Raw genomic sequence first — 25,981 nt, 5'->3', positions numbered from 1 at the left:
AGCTCGGCAGCTGTTTTGTTATAGGCTTGTAGAATGTTTGGGTTGGACTTTTTGCTCGGGATAGATATGGTTAATGGCATTGTTGACAGCAGTAGGTGCCTCACCTAGCCCAGTTGCAATCAGGTCAATCTTCCCCTCGTAGCTGCAGCAGTCCCCAGCTGCATAGATGCCTGGCACGGAAGTTTCTTGCTTGCTGTTGACCAAAATCTTGTGACGGTTGAGCTCCAAGCCCCAATCTTTGAGATTGCCGACAGAGGATTTAAAACCGTAGTTGATAAAGAGATGATCCAGCGGCAGCAGTTGACTTTCCTCTCCCTTGACCTGGCTGATTTCCAAGTGGGTAATCTTGCCATTTTCACCGACCAATCGACTAGGTACAAATGGTGTCTTAATCTCAACACTAGAAGCCTTGAGTTCTTCCACACTATGCTCTAAAGCTCGGAAGTTGTCCCGACGGTGAACCAGGGTGGTTTCTGCGATTTTTTCAAAAGCTAACGCCCAGTCAACAGCCGAGTCGCCGCCGCCCAGAACAACAACCTTTTTGCCAGCGTACTGGCTGATGTTTGAAACGTGATAGTGGAGGTTGCTGTAGCTTTCAGCATCATCTAACTCCAAAGCCCTTGGTTTGAAAGCACCGCCTCCCATGGCGATGATAATGGTTTTGGTCTGATGCTGGGCTTGAGAAGTCGTGATGGTGAAGCCATCATCAGATTTAGTGATATCCAGAACCGTTTCATTGAGGCAAATCTCAGTCTGGAAAGTTTCCAACTGCTCAATCAGACGCTGTGTCAACTCTTCGCCACTTAGATTGGTAAAGCCCGGCACATCCAGAATCTTCTTCTCTGGATAGAGAATGGCCGGCTGACCACCTAGCTGATGCAGGGAATCAATGATTTTAACCTTGGCTTGGCGCAAATGAGCGTAAAAAGCTGCGAATAGGCCAACTGGACCGCCGCCGACAATCGTAATATCATACAGTTCAGACATAAATTTCCTCAATCTTTTTAAAATAAACTAGCATTATTGTATCATAAAAAGGGGTTGAAATGTAGACAAATGTTTTGAAGACATCTTAAAAGCCCCATCAGGGGCTTAAAATTAGATAGCAAATAAATCATTGAGATTTTCAGCCAGCGTTGGGTGGGTGAAGATTTGCTTGCTCAAGTAGGTGTAAGGAATCTTATTATCCATGGTCACAGTCAGGATATTGATAATTTCCTGAGCTCCTGCTGAGAAGATAGTCGCTCCAACGATTTCCTTGGTTTCAGTGTTGACAACAGCCTTGAAGGCACCGCGTAAGTCAGCATTGACATGTCCACGAGGCATTGCTGCGACTGGAATCTCTTTAACTGCAATCGGCAGTCCTTGATCTTGGGCTTCCTTTTCAGTCAATCCGATTTGAGCCAATGGCGGTGTGATGAACATGCTGGTAGGGACATTTTTACGGTCTTCCAGTGTGTAGCTGCCGTCGCCAGCCAGATAGCTATAAAGGATACGGAAGTCATCCAGTGAGATATAAGTAAACTGCAGACCGCCATTGACATCGCCCGCTGCAAAAACGCCGGGTACAGATGTTTCCAAGTGTTTGTTGACCTTGATTGCTCCGCGCTCTGTCAGCTCGATATCTGTATTTTCCAACTGCAGTGGCTCAACATTGGACTTACGGCCGGTAGCATAGAGCAGGGCATCAAAGCGGAATTCTCCATCCTCTGTTACAACGACAACTTCAGCACCATCATTTTTAACCTGCTTGGTTTGCACATTTTGCAGGAGCTGGATTCCGTCTTCTTCCATGTATTGCTTAGCTAGAGCAGCGATAGAAGGCTCTACTCGAGGGAGAAAGACAGGAGCAGCATCCAGCACAGTCACCTGACTGCCCAATTTATTGTAGAGTCCAGCAAATTCTAGGCCGATATTACCGCCACCCAGAACTCCCAAGCGTTTAGGAAGTTCTTTCAGATTTTGGATGCCAGTTGAGTCATAGACATGCTCGGTCTCGGTCAGTCCTGGAATCGGCAGGACATTAGAAACAGCACCAGTATTGATAACAATAGTTTCAGCAGTCAGTTCCTCTTTCTCATCGCCAGCTGTGATTTCGATGACTTTATTGGAAAGGAAATGAGCTTCCGCATCGATGATGTCGACACCAGCGCCACTGATTGTTGCGTAGTTCTTTCCATTGAGACGGCTGGTTACAGCGTTCTTTTCAGCCATGACTTGGTCGAAAGCCAGGCCTTTTTCAGCTGCGACAAGCAGGGTCTTGGTTGGGATGCAGGCGATATTAATACAGGTTCCCCCGTACATAGCCTTGCTTCGCTCAATCAAAGCAACTTTTTTTCCTTGGGCCGCCATTTTGGCTGCCAATGTTTTACCGGCCTTACCAAAGCCGATGACAATTAAATCATAGGTTAACATAATTTACCTCCATTTTTCAAAAAGATTGTATCACATCTAGTCAGAAATTGCTTATTTCTGCTACGCTTTTTTCTTCAGTATTTTTAGTCACGATTTTTATACAAACCGTCCATTTTTTGAGCAAGATTTTCGCAGTTCCAGTCAGTTTGTGTTATACTAAGTTTCGTTATTTATTTTAGGAGAGCGAAATGTCTATTATTACATTGATTTTGGCAAGCTTGGTTGCCTTGGAATTTTTCTACATCCTGTACTTAGAGACCATTGCGACGACTTCAGCGACAACAGCTCGGGTTTTCGGCATGTCGCAAGAGGAGTTGGAGCGGCAGTCGGTCAATACACTTTTCAAAAATCAAGGAGTTTACAACGGATTGATAGCTGTTTTGGTCTTGATTGCGGCCTTTGTACAGCCTAGTCCGGTTTGGCTGGGAATTTTTATGGTTTATATCATCTTGGTGGCAGCATACGGTGCAGTGACCAGTGACCCTAAAATCTTGTTCAAGCAGGGAGGGCTGGCTATGCTGACCCTACTTAGTTTATTTTTCTAAAATAGAGTGAGGAAGTGATTTCCCGCTCTTTTTTATATAATGATTGACTTTTTTGTTAGACAAGTGTAGAATAAAAATAGAATAGCATTATTTAGAAAGCGCGTGGGAATGATGAAAAGATCTATTAAACGTTTGCCAGATGGGGAATTTACTATTTTAAAAGTAATTTGGCAGCTGCCTACCCCGACGACCTCTGCCCGTATCATGGAAAAGCTGGGACCAGACAATCACTGGAAGCCCCAGACTTTGCCGACAGTCTTGGCTCGCTTGACTGAAAAGGGCTTTTTAGAAAGTGTCCGCAAGGGGCGTGAAAGGCAGTATACAGCCTTGATCTCAGAAGATGAGTATCTAGAAGTAGAGGCTTCGGATTTCTTGAAGCGTCACAGCGGCCGTTCAATGGGCGGGTTTGTCAAAACACTCTTTTCTTCTAACTCCTTTTCGGAAAATGAACTGGATGAGCTGCGCAGTTTGCTCAACCAAGGAAAGTAGGATGGAGGGATAAGCATGAAACAATTCCTTCTTTCTTTTCTTCTGACCAGTTTGTCAACATCCATTTTGGTGCTTTTGCTTAGTCTGCTTTTTACGGCCTTTAAGACTAAAATTTCGGTCAGAGTGAAGTATTTTATTTGGTTTCTGATATTGCTGAGTTTTCTGTTTCCGTTCCGTCCCCAATTTGGTTCAGGCCTGATTCGGCTGGATACAGGATCAGTAGTTCAGACAGCAGTGACTGCCACCCAGACAGGTGGTGCTCAGGGCGCTTCTCCAGCAGTTGAAAAAGCTGCCCAGCAAAATCTGTGGGAGGCTTTTCTCGGTCTGCCTTGGATTGAAATTCTCTTTGCCATCTGGCTGATTGGCTTTGTCTTTAGTATAGGAAGATACGCTTATTCTTATATTCGCTTCAGAAAGATGCTGAAGCGCTGGGGCACGGAGTTTCAGGACGAAGAAGCGATGGCTCAGCTACAGGCTGTTCAGCAGGAGATGGGAGTTAAGGCCCAGATTCATCTGCTCCACTATCCTATGTCCCAAAGTCCTATGCTGCTAGGTTTCAGAGATATTTTAATCGTGCTTCCAGAACTTGACTACACGGAGGAAGAGCTGCAGCTGATTTTCAAGCATGAGCTGACCCACTACAAACACCGAGATGTTTTAATCAATCTCTTAGGGATTTTTGCCAAGAGTCTGCACTGGTTTAATCCGGTTGTCCGCTTTGCCTGCCGTGAAACCCAGGAAGCAGGAGAAATGTACTGTGACTACGATGTTTTGAGCTGTAGAGATACAGAGTATCGGACTTTCTACGGTGAAACGATTTTGACCATGATAGACCGCAGTAAGAAGACCCCAATTGCTCTGACAACCTGCTTTTACTCTGACAAGTTTAATCTCAAGCGGCGGATTGTCGGTATTATGGATAACCGCCTGCCTAAGAGGTTTCTGTCTGCTGCCTTTGTAGTAGCAGTTCCTCTCCTTTTGCTCTTGACTAGCTCGGTCTTTGCCTTAGAAAGCCCAGAAGCTCAACAAAGCCGACCTGTGGCGGGTCAAAAACAGCTTCAAGGGCTCAGTCAGCGTCAGGCACTAGCATCCGTCTTAAAAGAGCTGTCTCTTTCTGAAAAAGATATTAAAGATTTACAAATTTCTCGTGAGAAAGACACCTATAAAATTCGCTTCTCGCACGGGCAAACGGCCCATGAAACCATTGTCAATGCTAAGGATGGAAAACTGGTCAAATCCAAGCAGCATACCATTGTCGAAAAGACTGTAACGGTTGAAAAAGAAGTCAGCCCATCCTCGTCAGCTGCATCAACTCCAGCTGACAACAGCGCTACTGCAGGCGCAGGGAATACGGGAGCAGCGGGCTCAACCGGAGCGAATAATGGAGCTAGTACAGCGACAGTTCAAACTCCGTCTCAGAACAGTTCCTCTCATACGACAGACACTGATGATTCGGACGATGATGATGACCATGATGACGATTAAATAAAGGATTCTGCCAGTTTAAGTTTCTTAAAAGCTTAGACTGGTAGAATTTTATTATCTTCTCAAAGGGGGATTTGGCAATCCTCCAAGAGCAGCTAGTCATCAGTTTATCTTTTATTTTAGGTCGATTTTGCTTACAGTTTGCATTTCGTTTCCTAATGCTAAAAAAACTGAAAGATTATTTATCTTTTTTCTTGACATTTATAAACGACAAATGTAGAATATATTTATAAACTACTTTTGTAGAATGTTTTTGAAAAATACTGCTTGGAAAGGAGAAGAAAGCAAATCTTATCCAGACGCTTGTAGGATGCAGAGCGGAAGCTCTATTTCTTTTAAAAGCAAAAACTACATTTGTAGAATCAAAGGAGAATTCAAATGAAACAAAAGCAAATCCAAACAAACTTCCAACGGATCGAAACGAAGTATATTCTTGACCGGGCAATGTTAGCTCGTCTTGAGGCTGACATGAGACCTTACCTCACCGCAGATGATTATGCGACATCAACCATTTCCAATGTATATTTTGATAATGATGAGTTCCAGATGATTCAGGATTCCATTGCCAGAAAAGGTGGTCGCGAAAAGATGCGGATGCGTACTTATGCTGAACAGCCGAATGATGATAGCCAAGTTTTCTTAGAAATCAAGAAGAAACGCGATGAAGTAGGCTTCAAATACCGTTTGGTTTCTAATCCTCTCTCTGTGGCCAACTATATCGTGAATGGTGTGGCAGACCATACTATTTCTGATGACCGGGTCAAGGCAGAAGTAGAACAGTTACAGGAGCGCTATATAGACTTGAAGCCAAAAATGGTGATTAGTTATGACCGCTACTCTATGAGAGGCTTGGAAGATAAAAAGGTACGTGTGACAGTTGATTCCAACATCCGCTATCGAGATTATGATGTAGACTTGGCTTTAGGCCGCTATGGACTGCCCTTGCTGGAAGACGACAAGGTGATTATGGAAATCAAGGTTCCTGGTCAATATCCTCAGTGGCTGGCTGATATTCTCAATAAATATGGACTAGAAGACCAGTCCTTCTCTAAATACGGCAAAGCCTACCTGAAAACTAAAGAAAGGCTGACTCAAACAGTCAAGGCCTGAGGGGGTAATCTATGCTCAATCATTTATTTAACAGTATTTACTCCTCTATGGAGATTAAGATTAATCCTTTAGCATTGATTTTTTCACTAGCAACTAGTGTGGTTTTAGGAATTATCTTGGCCAAGGTCTATAAGCACCAGACAATTTATACTAAGGAATTTGTCGTCACCCTCTCTCTTTTGCCAGCTATTATTTCCATTATTATCTTCTTGGTTAATGGAAATCTGGGTACCAGTGTCGCCGTAGCAGGGACTTTCAGCTTGATTCGTTTCCGGTCGGCTGCAGGTGGCTCTAAGGAGCTCTTAGCCATTTTTATGGCGACGGCTATCGGAATTACAACAGGGATGGGATTTGTAGCATTGGGAATTGTCTTTACTCTAGCTATTTCAGGCATCTGGATGCTCTTTGAAAAGATGAGCTTTACTTCAGTCAGTCAGACCAGACGTTATGTTCAGGTTCAAGTTCCAGCTGACTTTGACTACGAAGTACTCTTTGATGCTATTTTTGAAACAGCTTGTAAATCAGCTGAGTTGACCTCTCTCAAGTCAGCTGAAAAGAAGTCTATCAAGCTGGACTATGTTGTTGACTTGAATCCTGATGTGAATGACCGAGACCTCATTCAGCAGTTTATACGTTATAACAAGGTTCAAGACATTTCACTTTCCAAAATTGCTAAGAAACGTAAAACATTATAAAGCACTAAAGACCAGCTGCAATATGCAGCTGGTCTTCTTAGTCTAAAAAGAAGTGGAAATACATCCAAGTTACAGAAAAAACTTGACACTCTTTTCTATATGTGGTATGATTATATAGATTTTGGACTTGAAGGGAGTGAAAAAAATGTCAAAAACAGTAGTACGCAAGAATGAATCACTTGATGATGCACTTCGTCGTTTCAAACGTGCGGTTACTAAAGCTGGTACTCTTCAAGAAACACGCAAACGTGAATTCTATGAAAAACCTTCTGTAAAACGCAAACGCAAATCAGAAGCAGCTCGTAAACGTAAAAAATTCTAATTGAACAAAAAAGCAGACTCCGGTCTGTTTTTTGTTTTCACTCTTTGGAGAGAAGGGGATGATTGTGAGCAATAGGCAAGAAAAAAACACTGATTTTCATCAGTGAATTCTCTTTATTTTTTCTCAGCCAACAAAGCTTTGATTTCTTGTAGGACTTCCAATTCAGTTGGTCCAGCTAGCGCTTCTTCAGCTTCTTCCTTCTTCTTAGCAAGGCTTTGTGCTTTTTCAGCAGACTTAACGATGAAGAAGAGAACAGTACCGATTACCAAGAAGTTAATTACAGCGCTCAAGAAGTTACCATAGGCAATCCCGTTCCATTTCAGATCAGCAATTTGATTCAAGTGTGCAGCTTTCAAAATTGGGTTGAGGAAGAGAGGAGTGATTACGTCAGTAATCAATGAAGTGACAATTGCTCCAAAAGCGTTGGCGATGATCACACCGACTGCCAAATCAATCACATTCCCACGCAGCAAGAATTCTTTAAGATCCTTTAACATTCTTTCTTTCCTTTCAAGAATTTATTAATGAGATTATATTATAGCTTATTTATATGACATCTACAAGATATTTGTTTGTCAAATATTTTACATTTGCTTCATTTTGTTATAAAATATAGAATGATATTCTATGATAAATTGGAGGTATTGTCTCTTGATTGATAAAGAAATCATTTCTGAAATTAAAAACAGCGTCAATATCGTCGATGTCATAGGAGAAACGGTGGCCTTGACCAAGGCCGGGCGGAATTATCTAGGGCTTTGTCCCTTTCACGGTGAAAAGACGCCCTCTTTTAACGTTGTAGAGGACAAGCAGTTCTATCACTGTTTTGGCTGCGGCAAGTCGGGCGATGTCTTCAAATTCATTGAGGATTATCGAGGCGTTTCCTTTATGGATGCTGTGCAGATTGTAGCAGATCGGGCAGGGATTCCTTTGGCTTTGGAGACAGCAGGCAATGACCGACCGAGACAAAGCCATCCGTATCAGGCTCTCTACGATATCCATACCGAGGCAGCCAAGTTTTATCATGCGGTCCTGATGACGACCAAAATGGGAGAGGAAGCGCGGGCTTATCTCTACCAGCGGGGTCTGACAGATGATGTTCTTAAGCATTTTCAAATCGGGCTGGCTCCTAATGAGGGGAATTATCTTCATAAGAGTATGGCTGGCAAATTTGATGAGAATACCATCATGAACTCGGGCCTCTTCAATCTGGCGGAGAATAATCTGGTCTATGATGCCTTTCAGAATCGGATTATGTTTCCCCTGACCAATGACAGTGGGCAGGTTGTGGCTTTTTCCGGACGGATTTGGCAAGCAGCGGCTTCAGACGGGCATCAGGCCAAGTATAAAAACAGTCGCAGCACCGCTATTTTCAATAAAAGCTACGAGCTCTATCATCTGGATAAGGCCAAGCCGGTTATCAAGAAGAGCCATGAGGTTTATCTAATGGAAGGCTTCATGGATGTGATTGCGGCTTATCGGGCTGGGATTGAAAATGCGGTTGCCTCTATGGGAACAGCTCTGACACCTGAGCATGTCCAGCATCTGAGTAAGTATTGCAAGAAGATTATCCTGTCTTACGATGGAGATAGGGCAGGACAGGCAGCGACTGCAAAGGCTTTGGATGAGCTGAGAGATATGACGGTGGAAATTGTTCGGATTCCGGATAATTTGGACCCCGATGAATTTCTCGCTAAAAATTCTGAGGAAGACTTGCAGCATTTGCTGAGTAAAACGCGAATAAGTAATGTGGAGTTTCTGCTGCATCATCTGAAACCAGATAATATTGAAAATCTGCAGGCTCAGATTGAGTTTGTAGAGAAGATGGCACCGATTATTGCGAAAACCAAGTCCATCACAGCGCAGAACTCCTATATATACATGCTGGCTGAGTTGCTGCCGGACTTTGACTATCAGCAGGTGGAGCAGACGGTAAATAACAGCCGGCTGGCTGAGCGCTCTAGTCGCAGTCAGGAGGCGCCCACTCAGCAGTCTCAAACAGTCGTCATGCAGTTTTCGCCTTCGAACCGGCTGAGTCAGCTGACGAGGGCGGAAAATCATATCTTCCACCGCATGATGCATCATCCTTTGATTTTGAACCAATACAGGCTTAGAGAAGACTTTGTCTTTGACTCGGAGGACTTGCAAGCCTTGTATGAGATTTTGCTGGCAAATGGTGAGGTGACACCGCAGGATTTGTCTCAGCTGTCGGACAATGTCCAACAGGCTTGGTATCGGGTTTTAGAAGAAGACTTGCCTGATGAGGTTTTGGAAGATGAGTTGAAAGAAGTGGAAGAAACCAGAGAACGGGAGATTTTGCGCAAGCATAATCAGTTTATTAGTAAGAAGATTCGAGAAGCCTCTCACAGCGGAGATACGGATACAGCCCTGTCCGAGTTGGAGCGCTTGATTGAGCAAAAAAGAAGAATGGAGTAGGAATGGCTACAAAACAAAAAGAAGTAACAACATTAGACGTTCAAATTGCAGAATTTATCCGCAACCACAAGCAGACAGGGGTTGCGACAGATGATGAAATCAATGACCAACTGGTTATTCCTTTCACTTTGGATGCTGATGGAATTGAGGATTTGCTGCAGCGCATCCAGGATGCTGGCATCTCAATTACAGATAAGGAAGGAAATCCCAGCGCGCGCGTCTTGAATACTGAAGAGGAAGAAGCGGAGCTGACGGATGAAGAGCTCTTGGGCAGCAATTCGGCTAAGGTCAATGACCCAGTCCGCATGTATCTGAAAGAAATCGGGGTTGTGCCCCTTCTCAGCAATGAAGAAGAGCAGGAGTTGGCTATCTTGGTAGAACAGGGAGACTTGGAGGCCAAGCAACGTCTGGCTGAGGCCAATCTTCGTCTGGTTGTTTCCATTGCTAAGCGCTACGTCGGCCGTGGTATGCAGTTCCTTGACTTGATTCAAGAAGGAAACATGGGGCTGATGAAGGCCGTTGATAAGTTTGACTACACCAAAGGATTTAAGTTTTCAACTTATGCGACTTGGTGGATTCGTCAGGCCATTACTCGTGCGATTGCTGACCAAGCTCGTACTATTCGGATTCCGGTCCACATGGTGGAAACCATTAACAAACTAGTCCGTGAGCAGCGCAATCTCTTGCAGGAATTAGGTCAAGACCCAACACCAGAGCAAATCGCTGAGCGCATGGATATGACACCTGACAAGGTTCGTGAGATTCTCAAAATTGCTCAGGAGCCAGTTTCCTTGGAGACACCTATCGGTGAGGAAGATGACAGTCATCTGGGAGACTTTATCGAAGACGAAGTGATTGAAAACCCAGTCGACTACACAACTCGTGTCGTTCTTCGTGAGCAGCTGGATGAGGTCTTGGATACGCTGACAGACCGCGAGGAAAACGTCTTGCGTCTGCGCTTTGGTCTGGACGATGGAAAAATGCGGACACTGGAAGATGTCGGCAAGGTCTTCAATGTAACCCGCGAGCGGATTCGCCAGATTGAAGCCAAGGCCCTGCGTAAACTCCGCCATCCAAGCCGCAGCAAACCACTCAGAGACTTTATTGAAGATTAAGAACAGAAGAGCGCAACGAGGGGGCAGAGCAGGAAAACGTCAAGCCGGCAATCCTAGCTGAAAACAAAGGCCCCCTCAAGCTAACTTGAAATTTTTGCTCTATCTATAAGGAGGATATTGCATGTCAGAACAAAAATATAGCCCTGAAGAAGTTGAAAAGATTAAAACGCGTATTTTAGAGAGCTTGGAGCAAGTCATTGACCCAGAATTGGGAATTGACATTGTCAATCTAGGCTTGATCTATGAAATCCGTTTTGACGAGACCAATGGGGAGACGGAAATCGATATGACCTTGACAACCATGGGATGCCCTCTGGCGGATCTTCTGACTGACCAGATCTATGACGCCGTGTCAGATGTTCCCGAGGTTACCAAGACGGATGTTAAGTTGGTTTGGTACCCAGCTTGGACGGTGGAAAAGATGAGCCGTTATGCTCGGATTGCTTTGGGGATTCGCTAAGAACTGATAGTAAGTGCTGGCCTGCTGCGTGCAGGCTTTTGCTTTTTTTAGCAGATTCTGTTATAATGTTCTTATTGTCTTGGGGTCGTTACGGATTCGACAGGCATTATGAGGCACATTTTGCGACTCATCTAGCGGATGTAAAACGCCAGTTAAATATAACTGCAAAAAATAACAATTCTTACGCTGTAGCTGCCTAAAAACCAGCCAGCGTGACCCGATTCGGATTGCTTGTGTCTGATGACAGGTCTTATTATGAGCAAGCTACAGCAAAATCTGGTCTAGGGATTTTGCAAGAGATTGATAGACTCGCTTGACTTGGGCCTGAGCTATGTGTCAAAGTTAAGTTAAACCAATACATAGCCTATGGTTGTAGACAAATGTGTTAGCAGGTGTTTGGACGTGGGTTCGACTCCCACCGGCTCCATTATTTCAAAGCCTTTCTAAAACGTTGAGAAATCAGCGTTTTTTTGCTTTTGCGATCTTCAGGAAATCTTGATTTCTGTCTGAAAAAGTAATACAATGATGTTAGTAATGTCAAAGGAAATATTGGTATTTCTAGTTGGTCGATTTCATAAGTATTAAGGGAAGTTTGATATGAGTTTTTTTAAGAATCTGTTTGGTAAGAAGCAAGAGGAAGAGAAAGTAGAAAAGGTAGAAGAAGCAGTGCTTGATGTGCCTGCTGAGGATCCTTTTCCGAGTGAGTGGGGATCTTTCTCAACCTATATTGATGACAAGTTGGCTAGTATCCGTCTGAATCTTGCTCTTGCTGATGAGGCACCCTATCCTCTCTATGCCTATGCTATGAGGCTCAAGGTAACGCTCCTCCAGTACGATGGGGAGACAGGTTTTCCATCTAGTGATGAGTTTAAAGAGCTGAATGTGATTGAGGATCGGCTTTCTGAGGCTTTGGGCCAGGTCGGTGGCATTCATGTTGGTGTGATTACGACAGATGGAAATATTGAGTTTTACTACTATCTGCAAGACAAGAAAAGCCATCTGGAGCCAATTGCCAAGGTGATGCGCGACTTTCCAGACCGCCGCTATGACTCAGCGACCTTGGAAGATGAGGAGTGGGATCAGTACTTTGACTTTCTCTATCCTAATGAATACGAGTATCAGACCATTCTCAACCAGCGGGTCTGGTACCAGCTGGAGCAGGACGGCGATGACCATAGTCAGGAGCGCGAGATTGACCATTGGGCCTATTTTGCGTCTGAGGAAGACCGAGATGGTTTTCTAAAGGAAGTTGAAGCGTTGGGCTACAGCCTCGTATCTGCTGAAAAGATAGAAGATGCGGACAAACCATATCAGCTGCACGTGATTCGTATGGATACGACAGAAATCTTTGATTTGAACCAGAATGTTTGGACTTTGGTTGAATTTGTGAAAAAATTTAACGGAAACTATGGCGGTTGGGGCTGTAATGTGGTATAATGGTTAAAGTTTTGAGAAAGCTAGCCTTTCTCTTTTGTGGAAGATTACTCAAGAGGCTTAAGAGGCTGTGTTGGAAACGCAGTAGGCGTGTAAAAGCGTGCGTGGGTTCGAATCCCATGTCTTCCGTCATCATATGCAAGAAACGCTGCTTAGCGTTTTTTCTATTTGTTGACGGAGATGAAAGTTGCTTTAATATGAATATTTTTGGAAATGCTTGAAAACAATTTCAGCAAAAAAAATAAGTATTTATTGTTCATTTTATTTAATAGTGTGGTAAAATGAGAGTAATAGAGTTTTAAAAGGATATAAATTAAAGGGAGAATTATGTTTTTTAAACGTCAAAAAGGTAAGTACCACGAAGTAGAGCGTGTGACTCGTTTTAAGCTGATTAAATCGGGTAAGCATTGGCTGCGTGCTGCGACCTCACAGTTCGGCCTTTTTAGATCAATGAAAGGGGGAGGCCTTTCATCGATTGAGCTTAAGGTAACGGAAGAACAAGTTACCGATAAGAAGAGCGGCATAGACTTTTTGAGGGGGATTGTCGCCACGGGGGCTGTGCTGGGCGGAGCTGTTGTGACAAACACAATCGTCCATGCGGAAGAAGATCAGGCTCTGGAAAAAGTCATTGACACGACAGACGTTTTAGCGACACGTGGTGAAACAGTTTTAGGTGAAGAAAGCAGTGCTACTGAGGCAGCAACCGCAACGACAAGCTCACATACTGAGTCAGAGTCTGTATCAGATACATCCTCAGCCAGTGCCAGTGCTTCTGTCAGTGCATCTATCTCTGCCAGCGTCTCAGCTTCAGAGTCAATGTCACAGTCTAGCTCTGCTTCTATCAGTGCCAGCACATCTCAAGTAGTCTCAGATTCCTTAAGTGTATCTGAGTCTCTTTCAGTGTCTTCAAGTACATCGGATTCGGTGAGTGCATCTCAGCCAGCATCTACCTCAGCTAGCTCCCAGTCAGAATCTGCTGTAAACAGTCAAAGCGCGTCATCTGAAACCAATAGGTCTTCGACTAATAATGGCTCAGCCAGTTCCTCAAGTGAAACGACTCGTGTTCGGAAGAGACGTGCTACAGATACAACCCCGCCTACAATTACAGTTCCCAATGAAATAGTAGTCTATCGTGGTGAAGAGTTTGAATTTTATTTTGAAATAACTGATGACAGCGGACAAGTTACAAATGTAGAATTAAGTACTTTTGGTCAAGCATTGAATTTATCTTGGTTAGAAATTTCACGGGATAATTTCAATGTACCTGGGAATGCTACCTCTGCTAATCCATTACGTGTTAGAGCATACGGTAGAGTTCCAGAAGAGTTAACAATTGATCCTAGAAATGTAAATGCTGCTCAATATACGCGAACAATTAGAGCTTGGGATGTTAACGGTCAAGTCTCTTCAAATATTCCTTTTGTAATTAAATTTAGACCACAATCTTATAAATATGACCCTGCTAATCCGTCTATAACTTATGTTAATCGGCTTTCTAAGTTATCTCCAACTGAGAAAAATGCAGTAGAGGCTGCAGTAAGAGTAGCCAATCCTCAGATTCCAGCAGCTGCTAGAATTACTGTTTCAGCAAACGGAAGAGTTACTATTACTTATCCAGACTCATCTACAGATACTATCGCTGCGAATAGAGTAGTAAAAGATCTTGCATCAAGTCGTTCAGCTTTAACGTCAGCTTCAACATCCGCGTCAACGAGTGCTTCTATGTCTGCTAGTACCTCTGCGTCCCTAAGTGCGTCGACCTCTGCGAGCCAGTCTATTGTAGATAGTAAATCGGCTTCAGTAAGTGCATCAACATCCGCAAGCACGTCTGCATCAACCAGCGCTTCAGTGAGCGCAAGTACATCAGCCTCAACGAGTGCATCGGTAAGTGCAAGCACCTCAGCTTCAACGAGCGCATCCGTATCCGCAAGCACATCCGCGTCGACGAGCGCGTCAGTATCAGCAAGCATTTCTGCATCGACGAGTGCGTCCGTATCTGCAAGTACATCAGCCTCAACGAGTGCGTCCGTATCTGCAAGTACGTCCGCGTCGACAAGTGCGTCTGTAAGCGCAAGTACGTCCGCGTCGACAAGCGCATCCGTCAGTGCGAGCGAGTCCGCTTCAACGAGTGCATCAGTAAGTGCCAGCACGTCCGCGTCCACAAGTGCGTCCGTAAGCGCAAGTACGTCAGCGTCAACCAGTGCCTCAACATCTGCAAGTACGTCCGCTTCGACGAGTGCGTCCGTATCAGCCAGCACCTCAGCGTCAACCAGTGCCTCAGTAAGCGCAAGCACGTCCGCGTCAACCAGTGCCTCAACATCTGCAAGTACCTCAGCTTCAACGAGCGCGTCTGTGTCCGCAAGCACGTCAGCGTCAACCAGTGCCTCAACATCTGCAAGTACGTCCGCTTCGACGAGTGCGTCCGTATCAGCCAGCACCTCAGCGTCAACCAGTGCCTCAGTAAGCGCAAGTACGTCCGCTTCGACGAGTGCTTCCGTAAGTGCAAGTACTTCCGCATCGACAAGCGCGTCCGTAAGTGCAAGTACGTCCGCCTCCACGAGTGCGTCAGTAAGCGCAAGTACGTCCGCGTCCACAAGTGCATCAGTAAGTGCAAGTACATCAGCGTCGACCAGTGCGTCAGTTTCAGCAAGTACCTCAGCATCAACGAGTGCATCCGTAAGTGCAAGTGAGTCAGCGTCCACGAGTGCATCCGTATCAGCCAGCACGTCAGCTTCCACGAGCGCGTCAGTGTCAGCAAGTACGTCTGCCTCAACGAGTGCGTCAGTAAGTGCAAGTGAATCTGCTTCCACGAGCGCGTCTGTGTCTGCAAGTACATCTGCATCGACTAGTGCATCCGTCTCAGCAAGCACATCAGCATCGACAAGCGCCTCAGTAAGTGCAAGTACGTCTGCTTCAACGAGTGCGTCAGTAAGTGCAAGTGAATCTGCCTCCACGAGTGCATCAGTAAGTGCAAGTGAATCTGCATCGACTAGTGCATCTGTATCTGCAAGTACGTCTGCATCGACAAGTGCTTCAGTTTCAGCTAGCACGTCCGCGTCAACAAGTGCATCTGTATCCGCAAGTACCTCCGCTTCAACAAGTGCGTCAGTGAGTGCAAGTACATCTGCCTCGACGAGTGCGTCGGTATCTGCAAGTACCTCAGCCTCAACAAGTGCATCTGTATCTGCAAGTACGTCCGCGTCAACAAGTGCTTCAGTCAGCGCTAGCACGTCCGCGTCGACGAGTGCATCAGTCAGCGCAAGTACCTCAGCTTCAACTAGTGCTTCAGTGAGCGCAAGCACGTCCGCATCGACGAGTGCATCCGTATCAGCAAGTACCTCAGCGTCGACGAGTGCGTCAGTTTCAGCAAGCACATCAGCATCGACAAGTGCGTCAGTTTCAGCAAGCACATCAGCCTCGACGAGTGCGTCCGTATCAGCAAGTACCTCAGCTTCAACTAGTGCTTCAGTGAGCGCAAGCACGTCCGCATCGACGAGTGCATCCGTATCAGCAAGTACCTCCGCGTCCACGAGCGCGTCAGTTTCAGCAAGCACATCAGCCTCGACGAGTGCGTCCGTATCAGCAAGTACCTCAGCTTCAACAAGTGCTTCAGTGAGCGCAAGCACGTCCGCATCGACGAGTGCATCCGTATCAGCAAGTACCTCAGCGTCGACGAGTGCATCTGCATCCGCAAGTACCTCCGCTTCAACGAGTGCATCCGTAAGTGCAAGCACCTCAGCCTCAACGAGTGCATCAGTGTCTGCAAGCGAATCCGCTTCGACGAGTGCATCAGTAAGTGCCAGCACGTCCTCGTCTACCAGTGCGTCAGTAAGTGCAAGTACGTCAGCGTCCACGAGCGCATCAGTAAGTGCAAGTACGTCCGCGTCCACAAGTGCGTCCGTAAGTGCAAGTGAATCGGCATCGACCAGCGCGTCCGTATCCGCAAGTACGTCAGCGTCCACGAGCGCGTCAGTATCTGCAAGCACATCTGCATCCACGAGCGCGTCAGTGTCTGCAAGTACGTCAGCGTCCACAAGCGCCTCTGTATCAGTAAGTACGTCCGCCTCGACGAGTGCATCTGTCTCTGCCAGCACGTCCGCATCGACGAGTGCATCAACAAGTGCAAGTACGTCCGCCTCAACGAGCGCATCTGTAAGTGCAAGTACGTCAGCGTCCACGAGCGCCTCTGTATCAGCAAGTACGTCCGCCTCAACGAGTGCATCTGTCTCTGCCAGCACGTCCGCATCGACGAGTGCGTCAGTATCAGCAAGTACATCCGCTTCAACGAGCGCGTCCGTAAGTGCCAGCACGTCCGCGTCTACTAGCGCGTCTGTAAGTGCAAGTACGTCCGCATCGACGAGTGCATCAGTAAGTGCAAGTACGTCTGCTTCAACGAGCGCTTCCGTAAGTGCAAGTACGTCCGCATCGACTAGTGCATCAGTTTCAGCAAGTACATCGGCTTCAACGAGCGCTTCCGTAAGTGCAAGTATGTCCGCATCGACTAGTGCGTCAGTGAGTGCAAGTACGTCCGCGTCCACAAGCGCGTCTGTAAGTGCAAGTACATCGGCCTCAACCAGCGCATCAGTTTCTGCAAGTACGTCCGCCTCAACGAGTGCATCTGTGTCTGCAAGCACGTCAGCCTCAACGAGTGCGTCAGTATCCGCAAGTACGTCCGCGTCCACAAGCGCATCCGTATCAGCCAGCACGTCCGCTTCAACTAGTGCATCCGTAAGTGCAAGTACCTCAGCCTCAACAAGCGCGTCAGTAAGTGCAAGTACCTCCGCGTCCACGAGTGCGTCAGTGTCTGCAAGTACCTCCGCGTCCACGAGTGCATCCGTAAGCGCAAGTGAGTCCGCTTCAACGAGCGCATCCGTATCTGCAAGTACCTCGGCCTCCACGAGTGCGTCCGTAAGTGCAAGTACCTCAGCATCGACCAGTGCATCCGTGAGTGCAAGTACGTCAGCCTCAACAAGCGCATCAGTGTCTGCAAGTACCTCCGCGTCCACGAGTGCATCCGTAAGTGCAAGTACGTCTGCGTCGACCAGCGCGTCAGTATCCGCAAGTACCTCCGCGTCCACGAGTGCATCAGTAAGTGCCAGCACATCCGCATCAACCAGTGCCTCTGTCTCAGCAAGTACATCTGCATCAACGAGCGCATCAACAAGTGCAAGCACCTCAGCTTCAACGAGTGCATCAGTAAGTGCAAGCACGTCAGCATCGACGAGTGCGTCAGTAAGTGCAAGTACCTCCGCGTCGACCAGTGCGTCTGTAAGTGCAAGTACGTCGGCTTCAACGAGTGCATCAGTAAGTGCAAGTACATCCGCATCGACGAGTGCGTCTGTAAGTGCAAGTATGTCCGCGTCGACTAGTGCATCAGTAAGTGCAAGCACATCTGCTTCAACGAGCGCGTCAGTTTCTGCAAGCACGTCAGCATCGACGAGTGCATCAGTAAGTGCAAGCACGTCAGCATCGACGAGTGCGTCAGTAAGTGCAAGCACGTCCGCGTCGACCAGTGCGTCAACCAGTGCATCAGTAAGTGCTAGCACGTCCGCTTCAACGAGTGCATCAGTATCCGCAAGCACGTCAGCATCGACAAGTGCGTCAGTAAGTGCAAGTACATCTGCCTCAACGAGTGCATCTGTCTCAGCAAGCACATCCGCTTCAACGAGTGCATCAGTATCCGCAAGCACGTCCGCATCGACAAGTGCGTCAGTATCTGCAAGTGAGTCAGCTTCCACTAGCGCGTCAGTTTCTGCCAGTACCTCAGCGTCGACGAGTGCGTCAGTATCTGCAAGTGAGTCTGCTTCAACCAGTGCATCAGTAAGTGCAAGTGAGTCCGCCTCCACGAGTGCATCTGTATCCGCAAGCACGTCCGCGTCTACCAGTGCAAGCACCTCAGCATCAACCAGCGCATCTGTATCAGCAAGTACCTCCGCCTCCACGAGTGCGTCTGTTTCAGCAAGTACCTCCGCCTCCACGAGTGCGTCTGTTTCAGCAAGTACCTCAGCGTCTACCAGTGCAAGCACCTCAGCATCAACCAGCGCATCTGTATCAGCAAGTACATCCGCCTCCACGAGTGCATCAGTAAGTGCAAGTACCTCAGCGTCCACGAGTGCATCAGTAAGTGCAAGCGAATCAGCGTCCACGAGTGCATCAGTGAGTGCAAGTGAGTCCGCTTCAACTAGCTCATCTGCGAAAGCAAGTGAATCCGCGTCCACGAGCGAATCTGTATCTGCAAGTACATCGGCTTCCACGAGCGCGTCTGTGAGCGCAAGCACGTCTGCGTCGACCAGCGCATCTGTTTCTGCAAGTGAGTCCGCTTCGACGAGTGCATCAGTGAGTGCAAGTACGTCTGCCTCAACGAGTGCATCAGTAAGTGCAAGCACGTCTGCCTCAACCAGCGCGTCTGTGTCTGCAAGTACGTCTGCTTCAATGAGTGCATCAGTAAGTGCAAGTACGTCCGCCTCAACGAGTGCATCCGTATCAGCAAGTGAATCAGCCTCCACAAGTGCGTCTGTATCCGCAAGTACGTCCGCCTCAACGAGTGCATCTGTATCTGCGAGCGACTCAGCGTCGACCAGTGCATCCGTGTCCGCAAGTACGTCTGCGTCAACGAGTGCGTCAGTAAGTGCAAGCGAATCAGCGTCGACCAGTGCATCTGTATCTGCAAGTACGTCTGTCTCAACGAGTGCATCCGTAAGTGCCAGCACGTCAGCTTCCACAAGCGCCTCAGTAAGTGCGAGCGAATCAGCTTCAACGAGCGCCTCAGTAAGTGCAAGTACATCCGCGTTGACAAGTGCCTCAGTAAGCGCAAGTACGTCTGCGTCGACCAGCGCATCAGTAAGTGCAAGCACATCGGCATCAACGAGTGCGTCAGTGAGTGCAAGTACGTCCGCCTCAACCAGTGCATCTGTATCTGCGAGCGACTCAGCTTCCACTAGCGACTCAGTAAGTGCAAGTACCTCAGCTTCAACGAGCGCATCCGTATCAGCAAGTGAGTCCGCGTCGACCAGCGCGTCCGTAAGTACAAGCACGTCCGCGTCGACTAGTGCGTCCGTAAGTGCAAGCGAGTCCGCTTCAACGAATGCGTCAGTAAGTGCAAGTGAATCAGCATCAATCAGCGAATCGACTTCAGTTCAGGCTTCTGCCTTAGCGTTGGCAAGTAGATCTGCTTCAGTAAGTGCTTCAGAATCCGCAAGTACTTCGGCTAGTCTGTCTGGTTCAGAAAGTGCTTCGATTAGTGATTCTCAGTCAATCAGCGAGTCGACTTCACTGAGCACTAGCACATCAGTCTTGCATAGTCAGCTGGATCTGGTTCATGAGAAGGAATTCTACTCACTCAGCCTTTTTACAAGTGAGTCACTGTCAGCAGCAGTCAGTCTCAGCGAGCTTGCCCGTGTCAGTCAGTCTGTATCGGAAAGCCTGTCGACGAGTCTGTCAGCTAGTCAGAGCACATCTGAAAGCCTGTCCGCTTCCACAAGACAGTCTGAACTGGATCTGATTTCCAGAGGTCGTCTGCCTCAGACAGGGGAAACGGAGAGTAAGGCTTCCATCCTGGCTCTGGGCTTGGGAGCATTGGGCTTGGCCTTCAAGAGACGTAAAAAGAAAAGCGACTCTGAGGAGTAGCAGTAAATAGTGCCGATCAGTTTATCTTTTAGTCCGTCGAAATTTCACTCAGTTAGTGAGTTGAGGAAGTGATGAATAGCGCAAGCCATTAAGGAAATCATGTCATGATTTCTGGTGCTTGCTTACTAAAATACTAGACTAAGAACTAGTAAAAAGAAACCGAGAGGCAATAGAAACAGGAAGTTTTGACAACTTCCTGTTTTTTTGACAATTTAGTAGAAAAAAGTGTTCTTTATTGTGCAGGAAAATCCTTGAGAATATAGATTTTTTGGACAATATTTTATATAATATCAAGTATAGAAATGATGTTTTAGAGTTTATGAAATGAAAGAGTAAGGGAAGAAATGAAAACGATTGTTTTGGTTGGGGATCAGGCCTATCAGGAGCAAGTTTCGACTACAATTAAGTCGATTTTATATTACAATAAAAATGTAAAAATCTATGTTTTCAATCAGGGATTGAGTGACGAGTGGTTTCGTGAATTTAATGAGTTGGCCGAGCAACTGGACAGTGAATTAGTTAATATCACCTTGGACCAAGTGACGATCAGTCCAGACTGGCTGACGCAGGACCATATCAGCTCAGCTACCTATGCTCGCTATTTCATTCCGCAGTTTGTAGCAGAGGAGCGAGTCCTTTATCTGGATAGCGATCTGGTGGTCAATAGAGATTTGCAGCCTTTATTTGATATTTCTCTAGAAGGCAAGCTTGTGGCTGCGGTTGGAGATGCCGGAGGTTATGGCTTTAATGCTGGCGTTCTGCTAATTGATAATCGAGCTTGGAAAGAAAGGCAGCTGCAGGAGAGCTTTATCAAGGAAACGGACCACATCATGGGCTTGGTCCAATCTGGTCAGATGGAGGATTTCAACGGTGATCAGACGGTTTTAAATCATGTGTTAGATCAGGACTGGCTGCCCCTGGATAAGATTTACAATCTGCAGGTCGGTCATGATTTAGTGGCCTTTTATAGCGGCTGGAATGGCCATTTTGAGCTGTATCAAGAACCTCTGATTATCCACTATACGACCTTCCGCAAGCCTTGGAACTCGGAAGTCAGCTATCGGTACCGTCAGCTTTGGTGGGACTTTCAGGCCTTGAGTCTGGAAGAGATTGTAGCCCATCATCAGGGGGAGTTTGAGCTGCCGGATCATTGGGAGCAGGCCGCTCTCAACTGTATGCTCCTGACGGATGTGCAGGAGCTGGAGCAGATAGAGTTTTTAGCCCAGTCCCTGCCTAGGGTTGATTTTCACATCGCCTGCTACACAGAGATGGGAGCTTACCTGCAATCTTTGAACCAGTATGAGAACATCCACCTTTACCCGCAGGTTATCCATGCAGTGCTAGATGAGCTCATTGATAAGTGCCAGGTCTATTTGGATATTCACCATGGAAGTGAGCACTATGAGCTGAGCAGTCGCTTCAAGGCACTTGACAAGCCAGTTCTGGCTTTTGACAATTCTAAGAAAAATGAAAACGAAGAGCTGGTCTATCCGCATGAAAATCCACAGGAGATGGTGGAAAAGCTGCGCAGTCTGATGAAAAGAGAGAAGCCGCAAGCCTTTCGGGCTGTGGTGCTGGCGGCTAATGCTGCTTATAGTGAGCAGGTCATAACCACCATTAAGTCCATCGTCTGCCACAATCGCTTTATCAAGTTTTATGTCATCAACAGTGACTTTCCGACAGAGTGGTTTGTCAGCATGCAAAAGAGACTGGCCAAGCTAGACTGCCAGATCGTCAATGCTCGGGTGTCTGCTTCGTTGGTGTCAAATTTTAAAACGGATATTAGTTATACTGTTTTCCTACGCTATTTTGTAGCGGATTTTGTTGAGGAAGACAAGGCTTTGTATTTAGATTGCGATATCGTTGTCACGCGGGATTTAAGCTCCTTATTTGAAACAAAACTTGGAGATGCACCGCTTGCTGCGGTCAAGGATCTAGGCGGGCAAGTGTATTTTCATCAGCATATCTTTAATGCTGGGTTCTTATTAATCAATAATGCCCTTTGGAAGCGAGAGAATATTCGCCAACGTTTGATTGAACTGACCAATGAATGGCATGACAAGGTACCGTCTGGTGACCAAAGCATTCTCAATATGCTCTTTGAGAATCGCTGGCTGGAGCTACCCTTTGCTTATAACTGCATTACGCTGCACACGACCTTTTCCGACTATGAGCCAGAAAAAGGTCTCTATCCGCCTGTGATTCACTATCTGACCGAGCGCAAGCCTTGGAAAGAGTATACTCAGTCCATCTATCGTGAGGTCTGGTGGTTTTATCAGGGACTGGATTGGTTGGATATGGAGGAGCCAGTCGGAGCCCTGACTCAAAAGATGGTGGAAGGTGAAGAGGGCTCAAGTCTGTCCTGCCTAGTCTATACCTACTCTTGTGACCTGATGCATATCAACTATCTGATCCAAGCCCTGCCTACCTGTCATTTCTACATTGCGGCACCGGTCATGGTGGCAGAGCCAATCACACGTCTGCTTCGGTATCCTAATGTCAGTGTCAGCTCAGATATTGCTGGGATTCCGGCTCTCTTGGAGTCGCTGGAAGCCAAGTCTCAGCTGCTGCTGGATATCAATGCTGGTGATGAGGTCGGGGATATTATCTCTCGCTTCAAGTCAGCCGGTAAGCCAGTTTTTGCCTTTGACAGCACAGCTCATGGCCAGCAGGGGCAGGAAGTCTTTCCAGCCGATAATCCTGAAGTCATGGTGCAGGCTATTGAGAAGCTGGGCTTAGCCGAGCCTAAAGAGCGGCAGATTTCTGTACTCTCTATCGACCAATCACTGGATTATCTCTTGGAGAAAGGTGCTTCAGTCCTTCGCTTTGGAGATGGTGAGATGGATTTGATTGCGGGCCGCAGTATCGTCTATCAGGATTTTGATCCAGAACTGTCAGCGCGCTTGAGAGAGATTATGTCTATGGAGAGCGATGAGCGTTTGATGATTTGTCTGCCCGATGTCTTTACAGGACTAGAGCGCTATTCCATTGATGCCCAAAATTTTTGGAGTCTAAATCATTTGCCACATTTTCTTGAGAAATATAAAAATATTTGCCGGGCACCTTGGTATGGCTCAACCTTTATTTCCCGTCCTTATATCGACTTGGAAGATAAGACGCCGTCTGCGGGCTATTTTGCCAAGCTCAAGCAGTTATGGCAGGACAAGGACCTCTTGATCGTAGAGGGTTTGACTTCTCGTTCTGGTGTGGGCAATGACCTATTTGCCGGAGCTCGGTCTATCAAGCGGATTATCTGTCCTTCGCGCAACGCCTACAGCAAGCTGGAGGCCATCAAGCAGGCTGTCCGAGAGCATGCGGACAATCGTTTGATTTTGACTATGCTGGGTCCGACGGCCAAGGTCTTGGTCTATGATCTGGTTCAGGAAGGTTATCGGGCGCTGGATATTGGACATATTGACTCGGAGTATGAGTGGTTCCAGATGGGGGCTAGCCACAAGGTCAAGCTGTCGCACAAGCATACGGCTGAGCACAACTTTGATCAGGATATTGAGTTTAGAGATGACCAAGCTTATGACAGTCAGATTGTTGCCAATCTGGCTCAGGAATGAAGATTAGAAAAAGAATATGAAAGTTAATATTACCAACCTATACGGTATGTCTGGCCAGAGTACGGCCTTGATTGCCCAGAATGATGTGACCAAGCTCGCCAAGCAGCTGGGCTTTAATGAACTGAGTTTTTACTTTTACGATATTTACAGCGATAGCCAGTCGGAGCTCAGTCGGCGTCTGGACGGTATCATGGCTAGTGTAGGCTATGGCGATGTGGTTATCTATCAGTCGCCGACTTGGAATGGCCGGGAGTTTGACCAGGCCTTTATCAGCAAGCTGAAGATTTTGCAGGCCAAGCTGGTTACCTTTATCCATGATGTACCGCCACTGATGTTCCCGTCAAATTACTATCTGATGCCGGAGTATATCGATATGTATAATCAGTCAGATGTGGTTATCGTGCCTTCTGAGCAGATGCGCGACAAGCTTCTGGCAGAGGGGTTGAATGTGGACAAGATTTTGGTCCAGCGCATGTGGGATCATCCCTATGATCTGCCCCTGCACCAGCCTCAGTTTGCGCCTAAGCTGTATTTCGCAGGAAGTGTAGAGCGTTTTCCGCATCTGAGCAACTGGTCTTATGTTACGCCGCTGGAGATTTTTTCGCCTGAAGAAGAGTCAAATCCAGAGGCCAATGTCAGCTATCGCGGCTGGGTCAGCCGGCCGGAGTTGCTCTTGGAGCTTTCCAAGGGCGGTCTGGGTCTGGTCTGGGGCGTTGAGGAAAATCCAGCAGACGAGCCGGAATACTACAGGCTCAACATCTCTCATAAGTCAGCTACTTATCTGGCGGCAGGGATTCCGGTCATCGTCCCTTCTTACCTGTCCAATGCGGAGCTGATTCGCGAGCGCGGTCTGGGCTATGTCGTAGACAGTCTGGAAGAAGCCAGTCGGATTGTAGAAAGTCTGAGTCAAGAGGAGTATCAGGCTATGGTCGAGCGGGTTAGAAAGTTCTCTTTCCTGCTCAAGGAAGGTTATTTTAGCAAGAAAGTCTTAGTAGATGCGGTCATAGAAGTTTTATCATAATGGCTTTCTAAGCATCGTCATGAGGAGTCAGTGTGAAGTCATTTTTTAAACCGGTCATTATCAAGAAGTTTCTGTGGACCTTATTTTTCTTATTTATCTATGTCTTGGGAACCAAGCTGACCCTGCCTTTCGTCGATATGAGTAAGGCAGCTGCCATGGACGGAACCTCTACGACCTTGAACTATGCGACAGCCCTGATGGGGGGGAATCTGCGCAGTATGTCGCTTTTTTCTGTCGGCTTGTCTCCTTGGATGTCCTCTATGCTGATCTGGCAGATGTTTGCTGTATCCAAGCGCCTAGGCTTGAGTAAGCTCCCTCTGGAAGTGCAGGAAAGGCGGCGGATGCTGCTGACCTTGGTCATTGCCTTGATTCAGTCAGTAGCGTTGGTCCTAAATCTGCCATTGCAAGAAGCAGGTGGGGTGGATATGACTACGATTATCGTCTTAGATACCTTGGTCTTGATGGCTGGGACTTACTTTCTCATCTGGCTGACGGATTTGAATGCTGCCATGGGACTTGGCGGCTCCATCATGATTGTCATGGCCAGCATGATTGCCTACATTCCGCAGGATATTTGGAACTCCATTCAGGAGCTGAAGATTTCTTCACTTTGGCTGGCCTTGATGCTGGTTTTCAGCCTAGTCTTTCTCTATCTGGCTGTTACAGTTGAACGGTCTAAGTACCGAATTCCAGTCAATAAGATCAATATCCATAACCGTTTCAAGAAATACTCTTATCTGGATATTCGTCTGAATCCTGCTGGTGGGATGCCGATTATGTACGCTATGACCTTGGTCAGCATTCCCCAGTATTTCCTTTTGATTATCCACTTTCTCCAGCCGGAAAACCAGTTGATTGAGCAGTGGATAGAAGCGTTGTCTATGGGAAGTCCAGCTTGGTTTATCCTCTATCTGCTGACTATTTTCATCTTGGCACTGGCCTTCGCCTTTATCAATATCAGTGGCGACCAGATTGCTGAACGGATGCAAAAGAGTGGAGAGTATATTGAAAATGTTTATCCGGGAGGAGCAACCCGCCGGTATATCAATGGTTTGGTGACCTATTTTGCACTAGTGGGGGCTTTCTATCTTATCCTGATTTCTGGCCTGCCTATGATGGTGGTGCTTCTGGACATTCGCTATCTGCGGCTCAGTATGATTCCGGGGATTTTTATGATTTTTATCGGAATGGTCTTTTCTATTAAGAACGAGGTGGAGGCCTTGACGCTGAATGACCGTTATCGTTCATTGTTGTAGGAG

The 25,981-nt window shown here is 46.9% G+C and carries 17 protein-coding genes, 1 tRNA gene and 1 other RNA gene; 16 read left to right on the top strand and 3 right to left on the bottom strand.

All coding sequences use genetic code 11. The features are described 5' to 3' along the window. Nucleotides 1–18: 18 nt before the first annotated feature. Nucleotides 19–987 (bottom strand): NAD(P)/FAD-dependent oxidoreductase, encoded by a 969-nt coding sequence (locus MK370_RS03610; protein ID WP_268684191.1) that lies wholly within the window; start codon nucleotides 985–987, stop codon nucleotides 19–21. Nucleotides 988–1,098: 111 nt separating this feature from the next. Beyond that, on the bottom strand, nucleotides 1,099–2,415 hold the full coding sequence (locus tag MK370_RS03605) for an FAD-containing oxidoreductase (protein WP_268684190.1): 1,317 nt from the start codon (nucleotides 2,413–2,415) through the stop codon (nucleotides 1,099–1,101). A gap of 188 nt (nucleotides 2,416–2,603) precedes the next feature. Here MK370_RS03605 and MK370_RS03600 point away from each other — a divergent pair, with 188 nt between their 5' ends. From MK370_RS03600 to rpsU, 6 genes are all read left to right on the top strand, one after another. After that, nucleotides 2,604–2,960 (top strand): DUF1304 domain-containing protein, encoded by a 357-nt coding sequence (locus MK370_RS03600; protein WP_268684189.1) that lies wholly within the window; start codon nucleotides 2,604–2,606, stop codon nucleotides 2,958–2,960. 111 nt (nucleotides 2,961–3,071) lie between these two features. After that, nucleotides 3,072–3,449 carry a BlaI/MecI/CopY family transcriptional regulator gene (locus MK370_RS03595; protein ID WP_268684465.1) on the top strand — a complete coding sequence of 126 codons (378 nt, stop codon included), beginning with the start codon at nucleotides 3,072–3,074 and terminating at the stop codon, nucleotides 3,447–3,449. A 15-nt stretch (nucleotides 3,450–3,464) separates the two neighbouring features. After that, nucleotides 3,465–4,934, top strand: coding sequence for a M56 family metallopeptidase (locus tag MK370_RS03590; RefSeq protein WP_268684188.1), 1,470 nt, complete (start codon nucleotides 3,465–3,467; stop codon nucleotides 4,932–4,934). A 378-nt stretch (nucleotides 4,935–5,312) separates the two neighbouring features. Then, nucleotides 5,313–6,044 (top strand): polyphosphate polymerase domain-containing protein, encoded by a 732-nt coding sequence (locus tag MK370_RS03585; RefSeq protein ID WP_268684187.1) that lies wholly within the window; start codon nucleotides 5,313–5,315, stop codon nucleotides 6,042–6,044. Between the two features lie 11 nt (nucleotides 6,045–6,055). Next, entirely contained in the window at nucleotides 6,056–6,739 is a 684-nt protein-coding gene (locus MK370_RS03580) for a DUF4956 domain-containing protein (protein WP_268684186.1), read from the top strand. A gap of 145 nt (nucleotides 6,740–6,884) precedes the next feature. Then, a complete protein-coding gene (rpsU, locus tag MK370_RS03575) occupies nucleotides 6,885–7,061 on the top strand; it encodes a 30S ribosomal protein S21 (RefSeq protein WP_000048054.1) in 177 nt (58 codons plus the stop codon). A 113-nt stretch (nucleotides 7,062–7,174) separates the two neighbouring features. Here the strand turns inward: rpsU and mscL are convergent, their stop codons facing one another. Further along, entirely contained in the window at nucleotides 7,175–7,558 is a 384-nt protein-coding gene (mscL, locus tag MK370_RS03570; RefSeq protein ID WP_268684185.1) for a large conductance mechanosensitive channel protein MscL, read from the bottom strand. 154 nt (nucleotides 7,559–7,712) lie between these two features. On the opposite strand from mscL, the gene dnaG reads away from it, so the two are divergent. The 10 genes from dnaG (at nucleotide 7,713) to secY2 (ending at nucleotide 25,978) form a co-directional block, all read left to right on the top strand. Then, nucleotides 7,713–9,497, top strand: a complete 1,785-nt coding sequence (gene dnaG / locus MK370_RS03565; RefSeq protein WP_326845070.1) for a DNA primase — start codon at nucleotides 7,713–7,715, stop codon at nucleotides 9,495–9,497. A 2-nt stretch (nucleotides 9,498–9,499) separates the two neighbouring features. Next, entirely contained in the window at nucleotides 9,500–10,612 is a 1,113-nt protein-coding gene (gene rpoD, locus MK370_RS03560) for an RNA polymerase sigma factor RpoD (protein ID WP_002895944.1), read from the top strand. A 121-nt stretch (nucleotides 10,613–10,733) separates the two neighbouring features. Beyond that, nucleotides 10,734–11,072 (top strand): metal-sulfur cluster assembly factor, encoded by a 339-nt coding sequence (locus tag MK370_RS03555; protein WP_268684183.1) that lies wholly within the window; start codon nucleotides 10,734–10,736, stop codon nucleotides 11,070–11,072. Between the two features lie 81 nt (nucleotides 11,073–11,153). After that, nucleotides 11,154–11,502: a transfer-messenger RNA gene (gene ssrA / locus MK370_RS03550) on the top strand. Nucleotides 11,503–11,669: 167 nt separating this feature from the next. Beyond that, complete coding sequence (locus MK370_RS03545) at nucleotides 11,670–12,509, top strand: DUF695 domain-containing protein (protein ID WP_268684182.1); 840 nt, start codon at nucleotides 11,670–11,672, stop codon at nucleotides 12,507–12,509. 38 nt (nucleotides 12,510–12,547) lie between these two features. Further along, a tRNA-Ser gene (locus MK370_RS03540) sits at nucleotides 12,548–12,635 on the top strand. A 198-nt stretch (nucleotides 12,636–12,833) separates the two neighbouring features. Then, nucleotides 12,834–20,132: an accessory Sec-dependent serine-rich glycoprotein adhesin gene (locus MK370_RS03535; protein WP_268684464.1), complete on the top strand. Its 7,299-nt coding sequence runs from the start codon at nucleotides 12,834–12,836 to the stop codon at nucleotides 20,130–20,132. Nucleotides 20,133–20,476: 344 nt separating this feature from the next. Then, nucleotides 20,477–23,701 carry an SP_1767 family glycosyltransferase gene (locus MK370_RS03530; protein WP_268684181.1) on the top strand — a complete coding sequence of 1,075 codons (3,225 nt, stop codon included), beginning with the start codon at nucleotides 20,477–20,479 and terminating at the stop codon, nucleotides 23,699–23,701. A 16-nt stretch (nucleotides 23,702–23,717) separates the two neighbouring features. Beyond that, on the top strand, nucleotides 23,718–24,722 hold the full coding sequence (locus tag MK370_RS03525; RefSeq protein ID WP_268684180.1) for a sugar transferase: 1,005 nt from the start codon (nucleotides 23,718–23,720) through the stop codon (nucleotides 24,720–24,722). Nucleotides 24,723–24,754: 32 nt separating this feature from the next. Next, complete coding sequence (secY2, locus tag MK370_RS03520; RefSeq protein WP_268684179.1) at nucleotides 24,755–25,978, top strand: accessory Sec system protein translocase subunit SecY2; 1,224 nt, start codon at nucleotides 24,755–24,757, stop codon at nucleotides 25,976–25,978. Nucleotides 25,979–25,981 lie beyond the last annotated feature (3 nt).

It is taken from the genome of Streptococcus sanguinis (genome assembly GCF_026781265.1).
Classification (GTDB): domain Bacteria; phylum Bacillota; class Bacilli; order Lactobacillales; family Streptococcaceae; genus Streptococcus; species Streptococcus sanguinis_T.
Note: the sequence above shows the minus strand (reverse complement) of the source record. Positions and strands in the feature narration are given on the sequence as shown.

Coding starts and splice junctions, on each gene's coding strand:
- MK370_RS03525 (WP_268684180.1), top strand. CDS start 23,718: ATGAAAGTTAATATTACCAACCTATACGGTATGTCTGGCCAGAGTACG.
- rpsU (WP_000048054.1), top strand. CDS start 6,885: ATGTCAAAAACAGTAGTACGCAAGAATGAATCACTTGATGATGCACTT.
- MK370_RS03530 (WP_268684181.1), top strand. CDS start 20,477: ATGAAAACGATTGTTTTGGTTGGGGATCAGGCCTATCAGGAGCAAGTT.
- MK370_RS03600 (WP_268684189.1), top strand. CDS start 2,604: ATGTCTATTATTACATTGATTTTGGCAAGCTTGGTTGCCTTGGAATTT.
- MK370_RS03585 (WP_268684187.1), top strand. CDS start 5,313: ATGAAACAAAAGCAAATCCAAACAAACTTCCAACGGATCGAAACGAAG.
- MK370_RS03595 (WP_268684465.1), top strand. CDS start 3,072: ATGAAAAGATCTATTAAACGTTTGCCAGATGGGGAATTTACTATTTTA.
- MK370_RS03535 (WP_268684464.1), top strand. CDS start 12,834: ATGTTTTTTAAACGTCAAAAAGGTAAGTACCACGAAGTAGAGCGTGTG.
- rpoD (WP_002895944.1), top strand. CDS start 9,500: ATGGCTACAAAACAAAAAGAAGTAACAACATTAGACGTTCAAATTGCA.
- MK370_RS03545 (WP_268684182.1), top strand. CDS start 11,670: ATGAGTTTTTTTAAGAATCTGTTTGGTAAGAAGCAAGAGGAAGAGAAA.
- MK370_RS03610 (WP_268684191.1), bottom strand. CDS start 987: ATGTCTGAACTGTATGATATTACGATTGTCGGCGGCGGTCCAGTTGGC.
- MK370_RS03590 (WP_268684188.1), top strand. CDS start 3,465: ATGAAACAATTCCTTCTTTCTTTTCTTCTGACCAGTTTGTCAACATCC.
- MK370_RS03580 (WP_268684186.1), top strand. CDS start 6,056: ATGCTCAATCATTTATTTAACAGTATTTACTCCTCTATGGAGATTAAG.
- MK370_RS03605 (WP_268684190.1), bottom strand. CDS start 2,415: ATGTTAACCTATGATTTAATTGTCATCGGCTTTGGTAAGGCCGGTAAA.
- mscL (WP_268684185.1), bottom strand. CDS start 7,558: ATGTTAAAGGATCTTAAAGAATTCTTGCTGCGTGGGAATGTGATTGAT.
- MK370_RS03555 (WP_268684183.1), top strand. CDS start 10,734: ATGTCAGAACAAAAATATAGCCCTGAAGAAGTTGAAAAGATTAAAACG.